At 62.1% G+C, this 16,278-nt stretch carries 16 protein-coding genes; 13 read left to right on the top strand and 3 right to left on the bottom strand.

The features are described 5' to 3' along the window. The first annotated feature begins 4 nt into the window (after positions 1 to 4). Genes ccoO through BM160_RS11555 form a run of 5 tightly spaced genes read left to right on the top strand, consistent with a single transcriptional unit; the run spans position 5 to position 3,532 of the window. Positions 5 to 631: a cytochrome-c oxidase, cbb3-type subunit II gene (gene ccoO, locus BM160_RS11575; protein ID WP_092005218.1), complete on the top strand. Its 627-nt coding sequence runs from the start codon at positions 5 to 7 to the stop codon at positions 629 to 631. Positions 632 to 648: 17 nt separating this feature from the next. Further along, positions 649 to 789 (top strand): cbb3-type cytochrome oxidase subunit 3, encoded by a 141-nt coding sequence (locus BM160_RS11570; protein WP_092005215.1) that lies wholly within the window; start codon positions 649 to 651, stop codon positions 787 to 789. Between the two features lie 33 nt (positions 790 to 822). Then, the gene (gene ccoP / locus BM160_RS11565) at positions 823 to 1,740 is read left to right on the top strand and encodes a cytochrome-c oxidase, cbb3-type subunit III (protein WP_092005212.1); all 918 of its coding nucleotides are present in this window, start codon (positions 823 to 825) and stop codon (positions 1,738 to 1,740) included. A gap of 49 nt (positions 1,741 to 1,789) precedes the next feature. Then, a complete protein-coding gene (ccoG, locus tag BM160_RS11560) occupies positions 1,790 to 3,256 on the top strand; it encodes a cytochrome c oxidase accessory protein CcoG (RefSeq protein WP_369821776.1) in 1,467 nt (488 codons plus the stop codon). Between the two features lie 9 nt (positions 3,257 to 3,265). Further along, positions 3,266 to 3,532, top strand: a complete 267-nt coding sequence (locus BM160_RS11555; RefSeq protein ID WP_092005210.1) for a nitrogen fixation protein FixH — start codon at positions 3,266 to 3,268, stop codon at positions 3,530 to 3,532. Between the two features lie 70 nt (positions 3,533 to 3,602). On the opposite strand, the gene fnr is transcribed toward BM160_RS11555, so the two are convergent. Beyond that, positions 3,603 to 4,328 carry a fumarate/nitrate reduction transcriptional regulator Fnr gene (gene fnr, locus BM160_RS11550; protein WP_092005207.1) on the bottom strand — a complete coding sequence of 242 codons (726 nt, stop codon included), beginning with the start codon at positions 4,326 to 4,328 and terminating at the stop codon, positions 3,603 to 3,605. A 199-nt stretch (positions 4,329 to 4,527) separates the two neighbouring features. Between fnr and hemN the strand changes: the two genes are divergently transcribed. Together hemN and BM160_RS11540 are read left to right on the top strand one after the other, a co-directional pair. After that, positions 4,528 to 5,922: an oxygen-independent coproporphyrinogen III oxidase gene (hemN, locus tag BM160_RS11545; protein WP_092005205.1), complete on the top strand. Its 1,395-nt coding sequence runs from the start codon at positions 4,528 to 4,530 to the stop codon at positions 5,920 to 5,922. A gap of 9 nt (positions 5,923 to 5,931) precedes the next feature. After that, positions 5,932 to 6,609: a sulfite exporter TauE/SafE family protein gene (locus BM160_RS11540; protein WP_092005203.1), complete on the top strand. Its 678-nt coding sequence runs from the start codon at positions 5,932 to 5,934 to the stop codon at positions 6,607 to 6,609. A gap of 9 nt (positions 6,610 to 6,618) precedes the next feature. Here BM160_RS11540 and rocF read toward each other — a convergent pair whose 3' ends face one another. Beyond that, positions 6,619 to 7,536 carry an arginase gene (rocF, locus tag BM160_RS11535; RefSeq protein WP_092005200.1) on the bottom strand — a complete coding sequence of 306 codons (918 nt, stop codon included), beginning with the start codon at positions 7,534 to 7,536 and terminating at the stop codon, positions 6,619 to 6,621. Beyond that, on the bottom strand, positions 7,533 to 8,636 hold the full coding sequence (locus BM160_RS11530; RefSeq protein ID WP_092005197.1) for an ornithine cyclodeaminase: 1,104 nt from the start codon (positions 8,634 to 8,636) through the stop codon (positions 7,533 to 7,535). Before BM160_RS11530 ends, rocF begins: the two co-directional genes overlap by 4 nt. Positions 8,637 to 8,812: 176 nt before the next feature. Between BM160_RS11530 and BM160_RS11525 the strand changes: the two genes are divergently transcribed. The 6 genes from BM160_RS11525 (at position 8,813) to BM160_RS11500 (ending at position 16,248) form a co-directional block, all read left to right on the top strand. Continuing rightward, positions 8,813 to 9,235, top strand: coding sequence for an Lrp/AsnC family transcriptional regulator (locus BM160_RS11525; RefSeq protein ID WP_092005194.1), 423 nt, complete (start codon positions 8,813 to 8,815; stop codon positions 9,233 to 9,235). Between the two features lie 36 nt (positions 9,236 to 9,271). Then, positions 9,272 to 10,384, top strand: a complete 1,113-nt coding sequence (holA, locus tag BM160_RS11520) for a DNA polymerase III subunit delta (protein ID WP_092005191.1) — start codon at positions 9,272 to 9,274, stop codon at positions 10,382 to 10,384. Positions 10,385 to 10,438: 54 nt separating this feature from the next. Beyond that, positions 10,439 to 12,358, top strand: a complete 1,920-nt coding sequence (locus tag BM160_RS11515) for a type IV pili methyl-accepting chemotaxis transducer N-terminal domain-containing protein (RefSeq protein ID WP_092005188.1) — start codon at positions 10,439 to 10,441, stop codon at positions 12,356 to 12,358. 76 nt (positions 12,359 to 12,434) lie between these two features. Then, positions 12,435 to 13,130, top strand: a complete 696-nt coding sequence (locus BM160_RS11510) for a response regulator (RefSeq protein ID WP_092005185.1) — start codon at positions 12,435 to 12,437, stop codon at positions 13,128 to 13,130. Positions 13,131 to 13,290: 160 nt separating this feature from the next. Beyond that, positions 13,291 to 14,553, top strand: coding sequence for an MFS transporter (locus tag BM160_RS11505; protein WP_092005182.1), 1,263 nt, complete (start codon positions 13,291 to 13,293; stop codon positions 14,551 to 14,553). Positions 14,554 to 14,580: 27 nt separating this feature from the next. After that, entirely contained in the window at positions 14,581 to 16,248 is a 1,668-nt protein-coding gene (locus BM160_RS11500) for an MFS transporter (RefSeq protein WP_092005179.1), read from the top strand. Positions 16,249 to 16,278: the final 30 nt, after the last annotated feature.

Raw genomic sequence — 16,278 nt, 5'->3', positions numbered from 1 at the left:
CAATATGGCTAAGCAAAAATCGGCTAGTGGTCTTTCCCACGAGAAGGTCGAAACCAATAATTTTCTGATGATCGTGCTGATCTTCATCGTGCTCGCCATTGGCGGCCTGGTAGAGATCGTGCCCCTGTTCTTTCAGAAGTCCACCACCGAGCCCATCAAGGGGCTGCAGCCCTACACGGCCTTGCAGGTGATAGGCCGTGATGTCTATGTACGTGAAGGCTGCTACAACTGCCACTCACAAATGATTCGTCCGTTCCGCGCGGAAACGCTGCGCTATGGGTCCTACTCCGTGGCCGGCGAGTTCGTCTACGACCGTCCGTTTCAGTGGGGCAGCAAACGCACCGGTCCGGATTTGGCCCGCGTGGGCGGCAAGTACAGCGATGAGTGGCACCGCATTCACCTGAACAACCCCCGTGACCTGGTGCCCGAGTCGAATATGCCGGCCTATGCATGGCTGGATAAAACGACGGTCGATGAGCGGACGATTCAATCGCACATGAAGGGCTTGCGGACCGTGGGTACGCCTTATACGGATGAGCAGATCGCCAGCGCCGCCCAGGACGTCAAGGGGAAAACCGAGATGGAAGCGGTGATCGCCTATCTGCAGGTGCTGGGTATTCACCGCAAATAAAACACGGAGCCTCAAACATGGACATCAACCTACTCAGATCCATCGTGACGGTGCTGACCTTCATCGTCTTCGCCGGCATCGTGGCATGGGCCTGGTCCAGTCGCAATGCTGCCAGCTTTGACGAGGCGGCCCAACTGCCTTTCAAGCAAGACGAATAGACCGAGCCAGAGAACCGGATAAGGAATAAAAAAATGAGCGACTTCACCAGTAATTTCTGGTCGGTCTTTGTGGCTGGCATTTCGCTGGTCGGCATCTTCGCCTGCCTGCTGCTGCTGTGGTTTAGCGGCAAGGCCAAGGCCATGACCGCCAATGACAATACCACCGGCCATGTCTGGGACGGCGACCTGCGCGAGATGAACAACCCCTTGCCGCGCTGGTGGGTGTGGCTCTTCGTCATCACCGTGGTGTTCGCCCTGGCTTATCTGGCCATGTACCCCGGCCTGGGCAACTTCGCCGGAAAGTTCGGCTGGAGCCAGGTTGGCCAGTACGAAGCGGAAGTGGCCAAGGGCAACAAAGAAGTCGAGCCACTCTATGCCAAGTTCAAGGGCATGAAGCCCGAAGAGGTCGCCGGCGACACGCAGGCAATGGCGATTGGCGAGCGTCTGTTCATGAACAATTGTTCGCAGTGCCACGGATCGGATGCGCGTGGCAGCAAGGGCTTTCCCAATCTGACCGATGCAGACTGGCTGTACGGCGGCTCACCCGAAAAAATACAGGAGACGCTGCACAAGGGGCGCACCGGCACTATGCCGCCCATGGCAGCAGCCGTGGGCTCCTCGGACGAGGTTCGCAATGTGGCGAACTATGTGCTCAGCCTGTCCGGCAGTCCGCATGACTCCGTCAAGGCGGCGCTGGGCAAGAGCAAGTTTGGTGCTTGCGCGGCCTGTCACGGCGTTGATGGCAAGGGCAACCAGGCGCTGGGCGCCCCTAATCTGACGGACGACATCTGGTTGCATGGATGGGGCGAGAACGCCATCGTGGCCATCATTAACAATGGCAAGGTGAACCAGATGCCGGCCCAGGACGGCAAGCTCACCGAGTCTCAAATCCATGTCCTGGCCTCCTATGTCTGGAGCTTGTCCAACAAGACGGGCGAGGCACTGAAGTGATGCTTTCTTCCTGGGGCCACGGCCAGGGCGCCAGCATGGGTTCATCGCCGTGAATAGACCCGAAACACCCGCCAGAAAAATCATCCCCATCGCTTTGAGCGCGGACGCACCGCCTCAGGCCTTGCCTGCCGATGCCGACGAGACGATGGCTTCCCTGTATCAGGCGCAAAAGAAGATTTATCCACGCAGTGTGTCGGGATTGTTTTCCCGCTGGCGCTGGGCCATGGTGTTGCTCACGCAGCTTGTTTTTTACGGCCTGCCGTGGCTGGAGTGGGGCCAGCGCCAAGCGGTGCTTTTTGACCTGGGGCTCAAGCGCTTTTATATTTTCGGCCTGGTGCTCTACCCACAGGACTTCATCTATCTGACGGGGATTTTGGTAATTTCAGCGCTGGCGCTGTTTCTGTTCACAGCAGTGGCCGGGCGGCAGTGGTGCGGCTATGCCTGCCCGCAGACGGTGTACACCGAGATTTTCCTTTGGCTGGAAAAACTCACCGAGGGCGACCGTTCGGCGCGTTTGCGGCTCGATGCCAGTCCCATGTCGCTCAACAAACTGGCGCGCAAGACCGGCAAGCAGGTGCTGTGGCTTGCCGTGTCGCTATGGACCGGTTTCACCTTTGTCGGCTATTTCACGCCCATCAAGGAGCTGGGCCTGAGTTTTGTGAACCTGGGCATGGGCCCCTGGGAAACTTTCTGGGTTTGTTTTTACGGTTTTGCCACTTATGGCAATGCCGGCTTCATGCGCGAGCAGGTGTGCAAATACATGTGCCCCTATGCCCGTTTTCAAAGCGCCATGTTCGACAAGGACACGCTGATCGTGACCTATGACGCGGCACGTGGCGAGCCGCGTGGCTCGCGCTCCAGGAAGGCTGACCCCAAAGCCCTGAATCTGGGATCTTGCGTGGACTGCACGCTGTGTGTGCAGGTATGCCCCACGGGCATAGACATACGCAAGGGCTTGCAGTATGAGTGCATCAGTTGCGCCGCGTGCATAGATGTATGCGACACGGTGATGGACAAGATGAGCTATCCGCGCGGCCTGATCCGTTACTCCACCCAGAATGCCGTGGCGCAGGGCTGGGGGCACGCCAAGGTCTTGCGCCGGGTGTTCCGGCCCCGGGTGCTGGTCTATACCGCCATCCTGGGCGCCGTCACCATAGGCCTCTTTCTCAGCCTGGCTCTGCGCACGCCCTTCAAGGTAGATGTCATCCGCGATCGGGCCTCTCTGGCCCGAATCGTCGGCGGTGGCAAGATAGAAAACGTTTACCGCCTGCAGGTCATGAATGCCACCGAGAGCCCACAGAGCTACCGTATTACGGCGTATGGCCTGCCTGGGCTAGTGCTGGCGTCCGAGGGCCGGGTGGACGTGGACGCCGCCCAGTCGCGCTGGGTGGCGGTGACCCTGCAGCTGCCCTACGAGGCTGCGAGCCCAGGCTCGCACGCCATCAATTTTGAGATCGAAGCCATAGACTCTTCGGCACGCGTGACCGAGAAGTCGGTTTTCCTGATACCCAGATAAGGAATTGATATGAGTGACAAGCAAGCGCAGCCCTGGTGGAAGTTTGGACATGCCTGGCTGGTGTTCGGGGGGCCGGCGGTTGTGGTCTTGGCCTCCTTCGTCACCCTGTATCTGGCCATCAGCAGCCCCGATCCCGTCATCAATACCGAGCCCAGGGCGCAGCGGTCTTCGGTCGTCAAGCCGGAGACCGGCACCGCTTCCGGCGCCCATCTGGCGCCAGCGATGCAGGCCAGAAATCATGCCGCCACCGGCGTGCCCCCACCTTCAAAACCCTGAGGGTCGAAGTCCATCCAGGAGGATTGGCAAGACGGCAAAAATCAGCTTCGTCTTGCCGCTGCCAAGCGCCTTATGCGCACGGTGGCTGGTTGTTGTTCACGATCAGTTTGAGGGCGTCAATGTCGAGTATGCGTATGTGCCGCTGCTTGACCTCAACCATGCCGTCTTCCACAAACTTGGAGAAGGTGCGACTGACAGTTTCCAGCTTGAGTCCGAGGTAGCTGCCGATTTCTTCGCGCGTCATGCGCAAGAGGAGCTCGGACTGGGAAAATCCCCGGGCGTGCAGGCGCTGAACCAGGTTCAGCAAAAATGCCGCGAGACGTTCCTCGGCCCGCATGCTGCCCAGCAGCAGCATGACGCCATGCTCGCGCACAATTTCACGGCTCATGATTTTGTGAATGTGACGCTGCAGGGCATTGACCTCGCGTGACAGTTCCTCGATGTGGTCAAACGGCATGACGCACACTTCGGCGTCTTCAAGCGCCACGGCATCGCAGCTGTGATGGTCTTGCACGATGCCGTCCAGGCCCATGATCTCGCCGGCCATCTGAAAACCCGTCACCTGATTTCGCCCATCCTCGGTGGTGATGCAGGTCTTGAAGAAGCCGGTGCGAATGGCATACAGCGAGGTGAATTTTTCACCGTTGCTGTATAGATTTGCGCCGCGTTTGATCTTGCGCCGGATCGCGACGACTTCGTCAATTTTTTTCAGCTCTTCGCTATTCAGACCCATGGGCATGCACAGTTCGCGCAGGTTGCAGTTGGAACAGGCAACCTTGATGGTGTGTGGATTCATGGGTGTATTTTGACATCGCTGGTGATTTCTTCCTACCGTCCCCGGGGTAAAGGGGAATGCTTGACTCAGGTATGAAATTTCACCGGGGATGCTGGGGCTCTTGCGGGCCACTGATCTATGTCAAGAAGCCGCCGCGGGCCTCACGATACATTGGCCAGGCTGGCCCCGACATTGTGGGTTGGCCTGTCTAGGAACCGCCATGAATGCGACTGCGATCGTCCCCTCTCCTGAATTGATTCACCGTTTTGATGTGCCGGGTCCCCGCTATACCTCCTACCCGACGGCAGACCGCTTTGTCGAGGCCTTCACGCAAGAGCAGTTTGCCCAGGCGCTGGCGCAACGCAGCGATGGCGCTGCCGCCATGCGGCTGCCTTTGTCGCTCTATGTGCACATTCCTTTTTGCGAGTCGCTGTGTTACTACTGCGCCTGCAACAAGATCATCACCAAGCATCATGACCGTGGCGCAGTCTACTTACGTTATTTGAGCCGCGAGGTAGACCTACACATCGCGCATCTGGGGGCTGGCCAGTCAGTCAGTCAGCTGCATCTGGGCGGCGGAACACCGACCTTTCTCAGTGACAGTGAACTGCGTGAATTGATGGCCATGCTGAGGCGAAGTTTTACTTTCGCGGCGGGTGGGGAATACTCCATCGAAGTCGATCCGCGCACCGTTGATGCGGCGCGGCTTGCCCTGTTGGCTGAGCTGGGTTTCAATCGACTGAGTTTCGGTGTGCAGGATTTCGATGGCGCCGTGCAAAAAGCGGTTCATCGCATCCAGCCGGTCGAGCAAGTGTTTGAGCTGGTGGCGTCGGCACGTGCCCTGGGTTTCGAGTCCATCAATGTCGACCTGATTTACGGTCTGCCGCAGCAGACCCCGGAGTCGTTTGACCGTACGCTGGCCCAGGTTAGCGAGTTGCGACCCGACCGCATCGCCCTGTATGCCTACGCCCACCTGCCCGAGCGCTTCAAGCCGCAACGCCGCATCATGGTTGCCGAGCTGCCACCGGCAAGCGCCAAGCTGTCGATGTTGTCGCGTTCGCTGGCCGCATTTCAGGCCGCCGGCTATGTGTATGTGGGCATGGACCACTTTGCCCTGCCCAACGACACGCTGGCCGTGGCCAAACGTCAGGGCCGGCTGCAACGCAACTTCCAGGGCTACAGCACCCAGCCGGACTGTGACTTGATCGCTCTGGGCGTATCGGCCATTGGCCGGGTTGGCGCCACCTATAGCCAGAACGCCAAGACGCTGGAAGAGTATTGCGACTATCTCGATCAGGGGCGTTTGCCCGTGGTCAGGGGGCTGGCACTTTCGCGCGATGATCTGGTGCGACGCGCCATCATCATGGCTTTGATGTGCCAGGGTCAGCTGCAGTTCGAGTCCATCGATCTGGCCTATCTGGTCGATTTCAAAAACTACTTCGCAACAGAGTTGGAAGCGCTGCGTGGCATGCAGGAGCAGGGTCTGGTCGAGCTCGACGATACCGGCATTCAGGTCACGGCCATGGGCTGGTTCTTTGTGCGCGGCGTGGCGATGGTGTTTGATCGTTATCTGCAGGCTGACCGTACCCGTGCGCGGTTTTCCAAGATCATTTAGAACCGCTGCATGCAAACATCGCTGGCCATCACCGCATTGTTCATGGGGCTCGCCGGCGGGCCTCATTGCATCGCCATGTGCGGCGCCGCTTGCGCCGGCATAGGCCAGGCGGCGGGCGAGCGCCAAACCGCCGCCCTCTGGGGCTTTCAAGCCGGCCGCATGGCAAGCTATTCGATGCTGGGCGCCGTGGCAGCGGCTTCGGTGCAGGGGCTGGGCTGGTTGACCACACAAACTGCCGTCATGCGGCCGGTCTGGACGCTATTTCATGCGGCGGTATTGCTGCTGGGGCTGATGCTGCTATGGCAGGCCCGTCAACCGGTCTGGCTTGACAACACGGCCCGCAGTATCTGGCGTAAAGTTCGGGCGCTCAATGTAGCCTGGGGCCGCGGCGCGCCATTGGCCATGGGCGCGCTCTGGGCTTTCATGCCTTGCGGCCTCCTTTATTCCGCCTTGCTGGTGGCTGCGCTCAGCGGCGGCCCGCTGGATGGCGCGCTGGCCATGGCGCTGTTTGCCCTGGGCAGCAGCGTCTCCCTTGTTCTGGGGCCCTGGTTGCTGCTGCGTTTGCGAGGTGGTGGCACTGGCGAATGGGGTGTGCGTTTAGCCGGCCTGGCCCTGGCGCTGACCTCAGGCTGGGCCTTGTGGATGGGTTTGGCGCACAACACCGCTCCCTGGTGTGTTGCGCCTTAAGCGGCGGTATCAGCCGCGCCGCATCAGCGTGCTTTTGCCAAACAGGCTTTCAATCAGCTCCAGCGCCAGGTCGGCGGTGCCGTTGCGCACATCCAGCGCGGGGTTCAGCTCCATCACATCCAGCGAGGCCATGCGACCGGTGTCGGCAATCATCTCCATGCATAACTGGGCTTCGCGGTAGGTCGGTCCGCCCTTGACTGCGGTTCCTACGCCAGGCGCAATGCTGGCGTCCAGAAAGTCCACATCGAAGCTGACATGCAAATGGGTGTTCTCATCGATCCCGGCGAGCGCCGCTTCCATGGTGCGTTTCATGCCCATTTCATCGATGTAGCGCATGTCGAACACCTGCAGGTCAGACTGTCTGACAAAGCGCTTCTCGCCTTCATCCACGCTGCGTATGCCGATCTGGCGAATCGCCGAGGGCGGCATGGCGGGCACGGTGCCGCCTATGTGGGTCAACTCGTCCGGTCCGTGGCCGCACAGCACGGCGACCGGCATGCCGTGGGTGTTACCGGTGGGGGTCAGGTCATTGGTGTTGAAGTCGGTATGCGCATCCAGCCACAACACGCGCAGCGTCTTGCCGGTTTGCCGACAGTGGCGGGCCACCGCGCTGATGGAGCCAATGGCCAGGCAATGGTCGCCGCCCAACAGAATAGGCATTTCGCCCCCGCTTAGCGCCGCATGTACGGCCTCGTGCACGGCACGGTTCCACGTGGCCACTTCGGCCAGGTGGCGATAGCCATCAACGGGCGCTTGCCATGGATTGGCCGGGCCGCTGAGATTGCCCTGGTCGGTTACGCAAAGGCCATGACCTTCCAGCGTGGCCTGTATGCCGGCAACGCGCAAGGCCTCGGGGCCCATGGAGGCGCCGCGGGTGCCGGCGCCAATGTCCGTGGGAGCGCCAATGAGGCGAATCTGTCGGGTCATGTGGCCGCCACTTCTGCGGCAAGGCCAGGCACAGTCCGTCCGGAAGAGGGCGCGGCAATGGAGTTGACGCTGCTTGTGCTCAGCAGTCCAAACAGGTCTTTGGGGTTGTCCAGATGGGGAATCAAATCGATTTCCTCGGGTTGCTTCTGCTCTCTCTGCAGTTTATACAAATAGCGCAAGGCCGAGTAATCTTCGAGCGCAAAACCGACGGAGTCAAAAATCGTGACTTCGGCCGGCGAGGCGCGGCCTGGTGCGTCGCCGCCGAGTACCTGGGCAAACTCCGTCACGGCAAAGTCGGCCGGCAGTTGCTGGATCTCACCCTCTATGCGCGACTGTGGTTCGTACTCCACGATCACGCGCGCATCGGCGCGCAGCAGGATATCCGCGTGCAGCTCGGTCTTGCCCGGGCAGTCACCGCCCACGGCGTTCAGGTGCATGCCGGGCGCGATCATTTCGGGCGTGAGGATGGTGGCATTGCGCTTGTCCGCCGTGACGGTGGTGACGATGTCAGCGCCTGCCACTGCTTCGGCGGCAGAGCTGCACAGGGTCATGTGCAAGTCAGGCAGGCCCAGCGCCTGCAGGTTGCGCGCCAGTTTCTGGGTGGCCTGCGGGTCCACGTCAAAAAGCCTGAACTCGCGAATGCCCAGCATGTGGTGAAACGCAATCGCCTGAAATTCGCTTTGCGCGCCATTGCCAATCAGGGCCATGACCCGGCTGTCCGGTCTGGCCATCCAGCGTGCGGCCAGCGCCGACATGGCGGCGGTTCGCAAGGCCGTGGTCACCGTCAACTCGGACAACAGCAAGGGGTAGCCGGTTTCCACATCCGCCAGCACGCCGAAAGCCGTCACTGTGAGCAGGCCGCGTGCGGTATTTTTCGGATGACCGTTGACGTACTTGAAGGAGTACATCTGGCCATCGCTGGTCGGCATCAGCTCGATCACGCCGACCGGCGAGTGAATGGCATGGCGCGCCGATTTGTCAAACTCGCCCCAGCGTCGGTAATCGGCCTCGATTTCCGCAGCCAGGCCCTCAATGAAGCGTGCCGGTCCCAGGCGCCCGACGATGCCTTGTATGCCTTCAATGCCAATGTAATCAACCATGATGTGTCTTTCGCCGCGTGGGCATTGTTATGTGGTGCCGGCAGTTCAGAGCCGGCAGCTTGGCTGCCATTGTCGGCAGGACGGGTGCTAAAGAAAAGACAGCAAACTGTTCAATTAATCGATGGTTTTGTACAAATAGTCAGAGTAAATTGTCATTAAGTTAATAAAATCGTGACATGGACGACACGGACCGCCAACTCATCTCATTGCTGCGCGACAACGCCAGGGCCTCGGTGGCTTCCCTGGCCAAGGCTTTGCGCGTCTCGCGCGGCACGGTGCAAAACCGCCTGAACAAGCTGGAGGCCGACGGCACCATCGTCGGCTATACCGCCAGGCTCAAGCCGCAGGCCGAGGCTCACCAGATACGCGCGCTGATGACGGTGGCGGTGGACGGCAACCGCATTGACCTTGTGCTCAGCGCGCTGCGTGGTGACCCGGCCGTGAGCGCGCTGCACACCACCAATGGCCGCTGGGACATCGTGGCCGAATTGCGCGCCGACAGCCTTGAATCCTTTGACCGGGTACTCGGGCGCATACGGCTGCTCGAAGGCATTGCCAACACCGAGACCAGCCTGCTGCTGTCTACCAGCAAGCTGTAAAGCGAGGGGCCAGCTCCAGCCGCTAAACTTGGCCCCATGAATCTGGCACCCGCCCAACTGTCCGAGCACCTCAAACGCGGCCTCAAAAGCCTTTACACCCTGCATGGCGACGAACCCCTGCTGGTGCAGGAGTTTGCCGATGCCCTGCGTGCCGCGGCCAGGGAGCAGGGCTACACCGAACGCACCGTGCATACCGTCTCCGGCGCGCACTTTGACTGGAGCGAGGTGCTGGCCAGCGGCGGTTCGCTGAGCCTGTTTGCCGACAAGCAGATGGTGGAAATCCGCATCCCCAGCGGCAAGCCCGGCAAGGATGGTTCGGCGGCGCTGCAGCAACTGGCCGAGCGTGCCCAGGGCGATGATTCCACCTTGACCATCGTCATGCTGCCCAGGCTGGACAGCATGAGCACCAAGGGCGCCTGGTTTGCTGCGCTCGACAGCTACGGCGTCACCGTCAAGTTTGAGCCGATAGATCGCCGCAACCTGCCGCAATGGATTGCCCAGCGCCTGCAGCAGCAGGGCCAGCGCGTAGCCGCGGGCGAAGAGGGCCAGCGTACGCTGCAGTTCTTTGCCGACCGGGTCGAGGGCAATCTGTTGGCGGCGCATCAGGAAATCCAGAAGCTGGGACTGTTGTACCCGGCCCAGAACGAGGGCGTTCTCAGTTTTGACCAGGTGGAAAACGCCGTGCTGAATGTGGCGCGTTACGACGTGTTCAAGCTCTCGGAAGCGGTGCTGGGCGGTCATGCCTTGCGCGTGCAGCGCATGCTGGACGGTCTGCAGGCCGAAGGCGAGGCCGAAGTGCTGGTGCACTGGGCGCTGAGCGAGGACATTCGCAATCTGAAGCGAGTCAAGGACGCGATCAACGCCGGTCGCCCCATGCCCATGGCGCTGCGCGAAAACCGGGTCTGGGGCGCCAAGGAAAAGCTGTTCGAACGCGTGCTGCCCGGTATCAGCGAGACCACCCTGGTCAATCTGCTGCAGGCCGCTCACAAGGTCGATGGCATCGTCAAGGGCCTGAAGCAGCCCGACTGGCCTGCCGATGGCTGGCAGGCGTTGCACCGGCTCGCCGGCATGCTGTGCGCGCAATGCGCCGCGCCGTCGCCGACAGCCCGCGGCGCGCGCCCTCCGGCGGGCGGCACAAGAGGCTTGTAAGGCGCTGCGCAGGGCGGACTGGCTGGCCGCCGTGATCGGGGTTACGCTCTTGGCATGCCCCACACCGCCTCCTTGTCCAAAAAGCTCACCCGCATTGGCGCCGGCCTGCTGCTGGTCGCCCTGGCCTCCATTGGGCTGACGCTGTGGGTCACCTGGCAACTGGAAGGGGGCGCGGCGGCCGTCAATGAAGCCGGGCGCATGCGCATGCAGACCTGGCGGCTGGCCAGCGCGGTCCATGTCGGCACGCCGCGGCCGGCGCTGCAAGGCCTGGTGGCGCGTTTCGACGAGAGCCTGGCCGTCTTGCGCACGGGCGACGCGTCGCGGCCGCTTTTCGTGCCCTGGGATGAGCAGGTTCAGGCGCGGTTTTCCGTCGTCGAGTCGCTGTGGCGGGTGCAGCGCCAGCAGTGGCTGGGCGAGCCCGCGCCCACGGTGCCGGCTTCGCTGCAGTCGGCGGGTGATTTCGTCGAAGCCATTGACGACTTCGTGCTCGCCATCGAGCGGCATCTGTCCCGGCTGACGGCGATCCTGAACCTGTTTCAGTTCGCCATGATGGCGCTGGCCATAGGGGGGGCGGTGGTCATGCTCTACACCGGTTACCTGTATGTCATCAGTCCCCTGAGCCGGCTCAGGCAGGGGCTGCGCCAGGTCGAGGCCGGGGAGTTCGCGACGCGCATCGAGGTGGACACCGAGGACGAGTTTGGCCAGGTGGTGGCGGGTTTCAACCACATGACAGCCACCCTGCAGTCGCTCTACCAGGGGCTGGAATCCCAGGTCGAGGCGAAGACGCGCGACATCGAGGCGCAGCGCGGGCGGCTGGCGGCGCTGTACGAGATCAGCGCCTTCGTGGCTCAGGCCGGCAGCCTCAATGAGCTGGCGCGCGGGTTTTCCCAGCGCGTGCGCACGATCATGAAGGCCGATGCCGCTGCCGTGCGCTGGTCGGATGATGCCAGCCAGCGCTACCTGATGCTGGCCTCGGACTGCTTCCCGCAAGACATGCTGGAGGAGGAGCGCAGCCTGCTGGCCGGCGCCTGCGCCTGCGGCAACCTCCAGCCCGACTCACGCACGCGCGTCATTCCCATCCTGAGCCATGACCAGATGCCGGTGCGTAGTTGCGCCAAAGTGGGTTATGAAAGCGTGGTCAGCGTGCCTGTCCGGCTGCAGCAGCGCTTGCTGGGCGAGTTCAACCTGTTCTTTCGCCGCCCCGCCACGCTGAGCGCGGACGAAACCGAGCTGCTCGACGCGCTGGCCAGCCACCTGGCCAGCGCCCTGGAGAGCTTGCGCGCCGCTGCCCTGGCCCGCGAGGCGGCCGTCGCCGAGGAGCGCGCCCTGCTGGCGCGTGAGCTGCACGACTCGATTGCCCAGTCGCTGGCCTTCCTCAAGATTCAGCTGCAGTTGCTGCGCAGCGCGAGCGAGAAGGGGCAGGTGGAGCCCATGTACCAGGCGCTTGACGAGCTGGACACCGGGCTGCGCGAAAGCATTGGCGACGTGCGTGAGCTGCTGGTGCATTTCCGCACGCGCACCAACACCGACGACATCGAGCGGGCCTTGCAGGAGACGCTGCAGAAGTTTCAGCACCAGACCGGATTGCCGACCCAGCTGCGAATCCACGGCGAGGGCCTGCCCTTGCCCGCCGACGTGCAGGTGCAGGTGCTGCATGTGGTGCAAGAGGCGCTCTCCAATGCGCGCAAGCATGCCCAGGCCACGCAGGTTGACCTGGAGGTGGCCAAGGGCGCGTGCTGGCGCTTCGTCGTGCGCGACAATGGCGTTGGCTTTGACATGGCGCTGGGCTGCGGAACCTCCCATGTGGGCATGAAAATCATGCACGAGCGCGCCGGGCGCATTGGCGCCACCGTGGACATCGTGTCCGCGCCTGGCCAGGGCAGCACGGTCACGCTGACGCTGTCGGCGCACCCCGTGATGGGCACGCGGCAGGCGGCGGACGCCGGGGCCATGATTTACACGGAATTTCAATGAAAAAGAACTCCAGCCCTTTAAACACGGGCGCAAATAGCTATAGTATTGATAGCATTAAACTTGCTCGGATGCGACCATGACGCCGGTCCGGCTGCTGGTCGTTGACGATCACACCTTGTTTCGCCGGGGACTGATCGCGCTGCTTTCGCAGGACGATCGCTTCACGGTGAGCGGCCAGGCGGGCGACATTGGCGAGGCGCTGCGCTGCCTCCAGCACAGCCCGCCCGACCTGATCCTGCTGGACAACCATCTGCCCGGCGTGCTGGGCGTGGACGGCATCGCCGCGCTGAAGGACGCGGCCCCCGGCACCCGCATCCTGATGCTCACCGTGAGCGAGAACGCGGACGACCTGGCCGCGGCGCTGCACGCGGGCGCCGACGGCTATTTACTGAAAACCGTGGAGCTGGACCACCTGTCCGAGTTCATCATCAAGGTCCTGGCCGGGGAGTCCGTGGTCAGCCCGGAAATGATGACCAAGCTGGTGACGGCCTTTCGCGGCAAGCCCGCACCGCCGCCGCCCTCTTCGGCGGTGGCCGGGGCGCTTGACCCGTGCCCGGCGCCGTCCGCCCCGGCAGGCCTGGCGCTGCTGTCCGCCCGCGAGCGTGAAGTGCTGAACCTGGTCGCGCTGGGCGACAGCAACAAGGTGATTGCGCGCAAGCTCGACATCGCCGAGACGACGGTCAAGATTCACGTCCAGCATATTTTGCGCAAGCTGCAATTGAGCTCGCGTGTGCACGCCGCCGTGTACGCCGCCGGCCAGGAGCCGTTTTGACCTGGATCAAGCCGCCGTCGGATTGACGCGGGCCTAGTTCTTCAGAACGAGGGCGGCCGGGGCCGCCCTCGTTCTTTTGGCGCGTTCCGACGTTCCATAGGTGGATAGTCAAACCCCGGGTAAACGCCGACAGTCATGCCATGTCTCCTGGAGAAGAAACATGGGCTCTGAGTTGAGCAATTCAAGAAAAGCGTGGTCGGTGCTGATCGTCAGCACGCTGGCGTTCACCGTCTGCTTCATGGTGTGGATGATGTTTGGCGTCATCGGCATCCCGATCAAGAAGATGCTCAACCTCAACGCCACCGAGTTCGGCCTGCTCACGGCCACGCCGGTGCTGACGGGCTCGCTGGTGCGCGTGCCGCTGGGCATCTGGACCGACAAGTACGGCGGACGCATCGTCATGGTGGTGCTGATGGCCATCACCGTGCCGGCGATCTGGCTGATGAGCTACGCCACCGAGTACTGGCACTTCATCGTGATCGGCCTCTTCGTCGGTCTGGCCGGCGGCTCGTTTTCGGTCGGCACGCCCTACGTGGCGCGCTGGTTTCCCAAGAGCCGCCAGGGGACGGCCATGGGCGTTTATGGCGCCGGCAACTCGGGCGCCGCGGTCAACAAGTTCATTGCGCCGGTGCTGCTGGTGGCATTTGGCTGGGCCTTGGTGCCCCAGGTGTACGCCGTCATCATGCTCGGCACGCTGGTGCTGTTCTGGTTGTTCAGCTACAGCGACCCCAAGCATCTGGTGTCCAGCAATGTGAGCTTCGGTGACCAGCTCAAGGCGCTGAAGGACCCCAAGGTGCTCAAGTACTGCCAGTACTACAGCATTGTGTTTGGCGGCTACGTGGCGCTGTCGCTGTGGATGGTGCAGTACTACGTCGGCGAATACGGCCTGGACATTCGCACGGCGGCGCTGCTGGCGGCCTGTTTTTCATTGCCGGGCGGCGTGCTGCGCGCCGTCGGCGGCGTGCTGTCGGACAAGTTTGGCGCGCACAGCGTGACCTGGTGGGTGATGTGGGTCAGCTGGGTCTGCCTGTTCCTGTTGTCGTATCCGCAGACTGACTTCACGATCCTGACGGTCAACGGCCCCGCTACCTTTCATCTCGGGCTGAACATCTATGCGTTCACGGGGCTGATGTTCATCCTCGGCATTGCCTTTGCCTTTGGCAAGGCCAGCGTCTTCAAGTACATCGGCGACGACTATTCCCAAAATATCGGCGCCATCAGCGGCATCGTCGGCCTGGCCGGCGGCCTGGGCGGCTTTGTGCTGCCCATCCTGTTCGGCGCGCTGATGGACCTCACCGGCATCCGTTCCAGTGCCTTCATGCTGATGTACGGCGTGGTCTGGGTCTCGCTGATCTGGATGTACTGGACCGAAGTGCGCCGCACCGAAGTCATGGGCCGCAACGCAGCCGGCGCCCACGCCTGATCTCGAACTCATCCCCGGAAAATCACCATGAACACAAAAAACAGTTCCAGCGTCGGCGTTGCCGACTTGCGGCCCGAGAAAGGTTCCGGCGCCGACATCACCGACTGGCGTCCCGAGGACGAGACCTTCTGGGAGAACACCGGCAAGCGCATCGCCTACCGCAACCTCTGGATTTCCATCCCCTGCCTGCTGTGCGGCTTTGCCATCTGGGGCATGTGGGGCATCATCACCGTGCAGATGATGAATCTGGGCTATCCGTTCAGCCAGGCCGAGCTGTTCACGCTCACGGCCATCGCCGGCCTGGCCGGCGCCACCATGCGCATCCCGGCATCCTTCCTGATCCGCCTGGCCGGCGGGCGCAACACCATCTTTTTGACCACGGCCATGCTGCTGGCGCCGGCCATTGGCACAGGCATCGTGCTGCAGCACCCCGAATGGCCGCTCTGGTCCTTCCAGCTGATGGCGCTGTGGTCGGGCGTGGGTGGCGGCAACTTCGCCAGCTCCATGTCCAACATCAGCGGCTTTTTTCCCAAGCGGCTGCAGGGCACGGCGCTGGGCCTCAACGCCGGCTTGGGCAACTTCGGCGTGACGGCGATGCAGATCGTCATTCCGCTGGTCATGACCGTGAGCGTCTTTGGCAGCTTTGGCGGAGAGCCGATGACGCTGCTCAAGGAAAGCGGCTGGATCTTCGGCGCCATTCCTCCCGGCACGCCCACCTGGATACAGAACGCCGGCTTTACCTGGCTGCTGTCGCTGCTGCCCTTGTCCATCATCTGCTTTTTTGGCATGAACAACCTCAAGACGGTTTCGCCTGCGATTGGCGGCACGATTCCCGCCTTCCTCAAGATCATCTGGCTCTACACCCTGTCTTTTATTCCGGCCGGCATTGGCCTCTACCTTTACCTGCCCAAGCCCGGCGGCCTGGGTGTGCTGAACATGTGGCTGGCCATGCCGCTGATCATCGTCAGCACCCTGATGGTGCTCAAGCTCACGGCGTTTGGCCCGATGAAGGAAAACGTTGCCAAGCAGTTTGCTATTTTCAGCAACAAGCACACCTGGTCGCTGACCGTTCTGTACATCGTCACCTTTGGCTCCTTCATTGGCTTTTCGATGGCGCTGCCGCTGGCCATGAAGGTGATCTTTGGCGTCAGCCATGTGCCCGATGCCGCTGGCGTGATGCAGCACACGCTGAACAACCCGAACGCGCCGGCGGTGCTGGCTTATGCCTGGATAGGCCCCTTCGTGGGCGCGGCGGTTCGGCCCATAGGCGGCTGGATTTCGGACAAGGTGGGCGGCTCCATCGTCACCCAGGTTGTCTCCGCCATTATGGTCGCCGCTTCGGTGGCGGTGGGCTACGTCATGCTGCTGGCCTACCGGTCAGCCGCGCCCGAGCAGTATTTCCTGATCTTCATGCTGCTGTTCGTGGTGCTGTTCGCCGCCAGCGGCATCGGCAACGGCTCGACCTTTCGCACCATTGGCGTGATTTTTGACCGCCAGCAGGCCGGTCCGGTACTGGGCTGGACCTCGGCAATCGCCGCTTATGGCGCTTTCATCGCCCCGGTGGTGATTGGCGTGCAGATCAAGGCCGGAACGCCTGAAAACGCCATGTACGGCTTTGCCATTTTTTACGCCCTGTGCCTGGTGCTGAACTGGTGGTTCTATCTGCGCGCGGGCGCCGAGATCAAGAACCCCTGAAGCATCGTTTCGCCGCCTTCTTACCGAATT

The organism is Polaromonas sp. OV174, from assembly GCF_900112285.1.
Lineage (GTDB): Bacteria > Pseudomonadota > Gammaproteobacteria > Burkholderiales > Burkholderiaceae_C > Polaromonas.
This window is presented reverse-complemented; position numbering and strand designations above follow the sequence as displayed.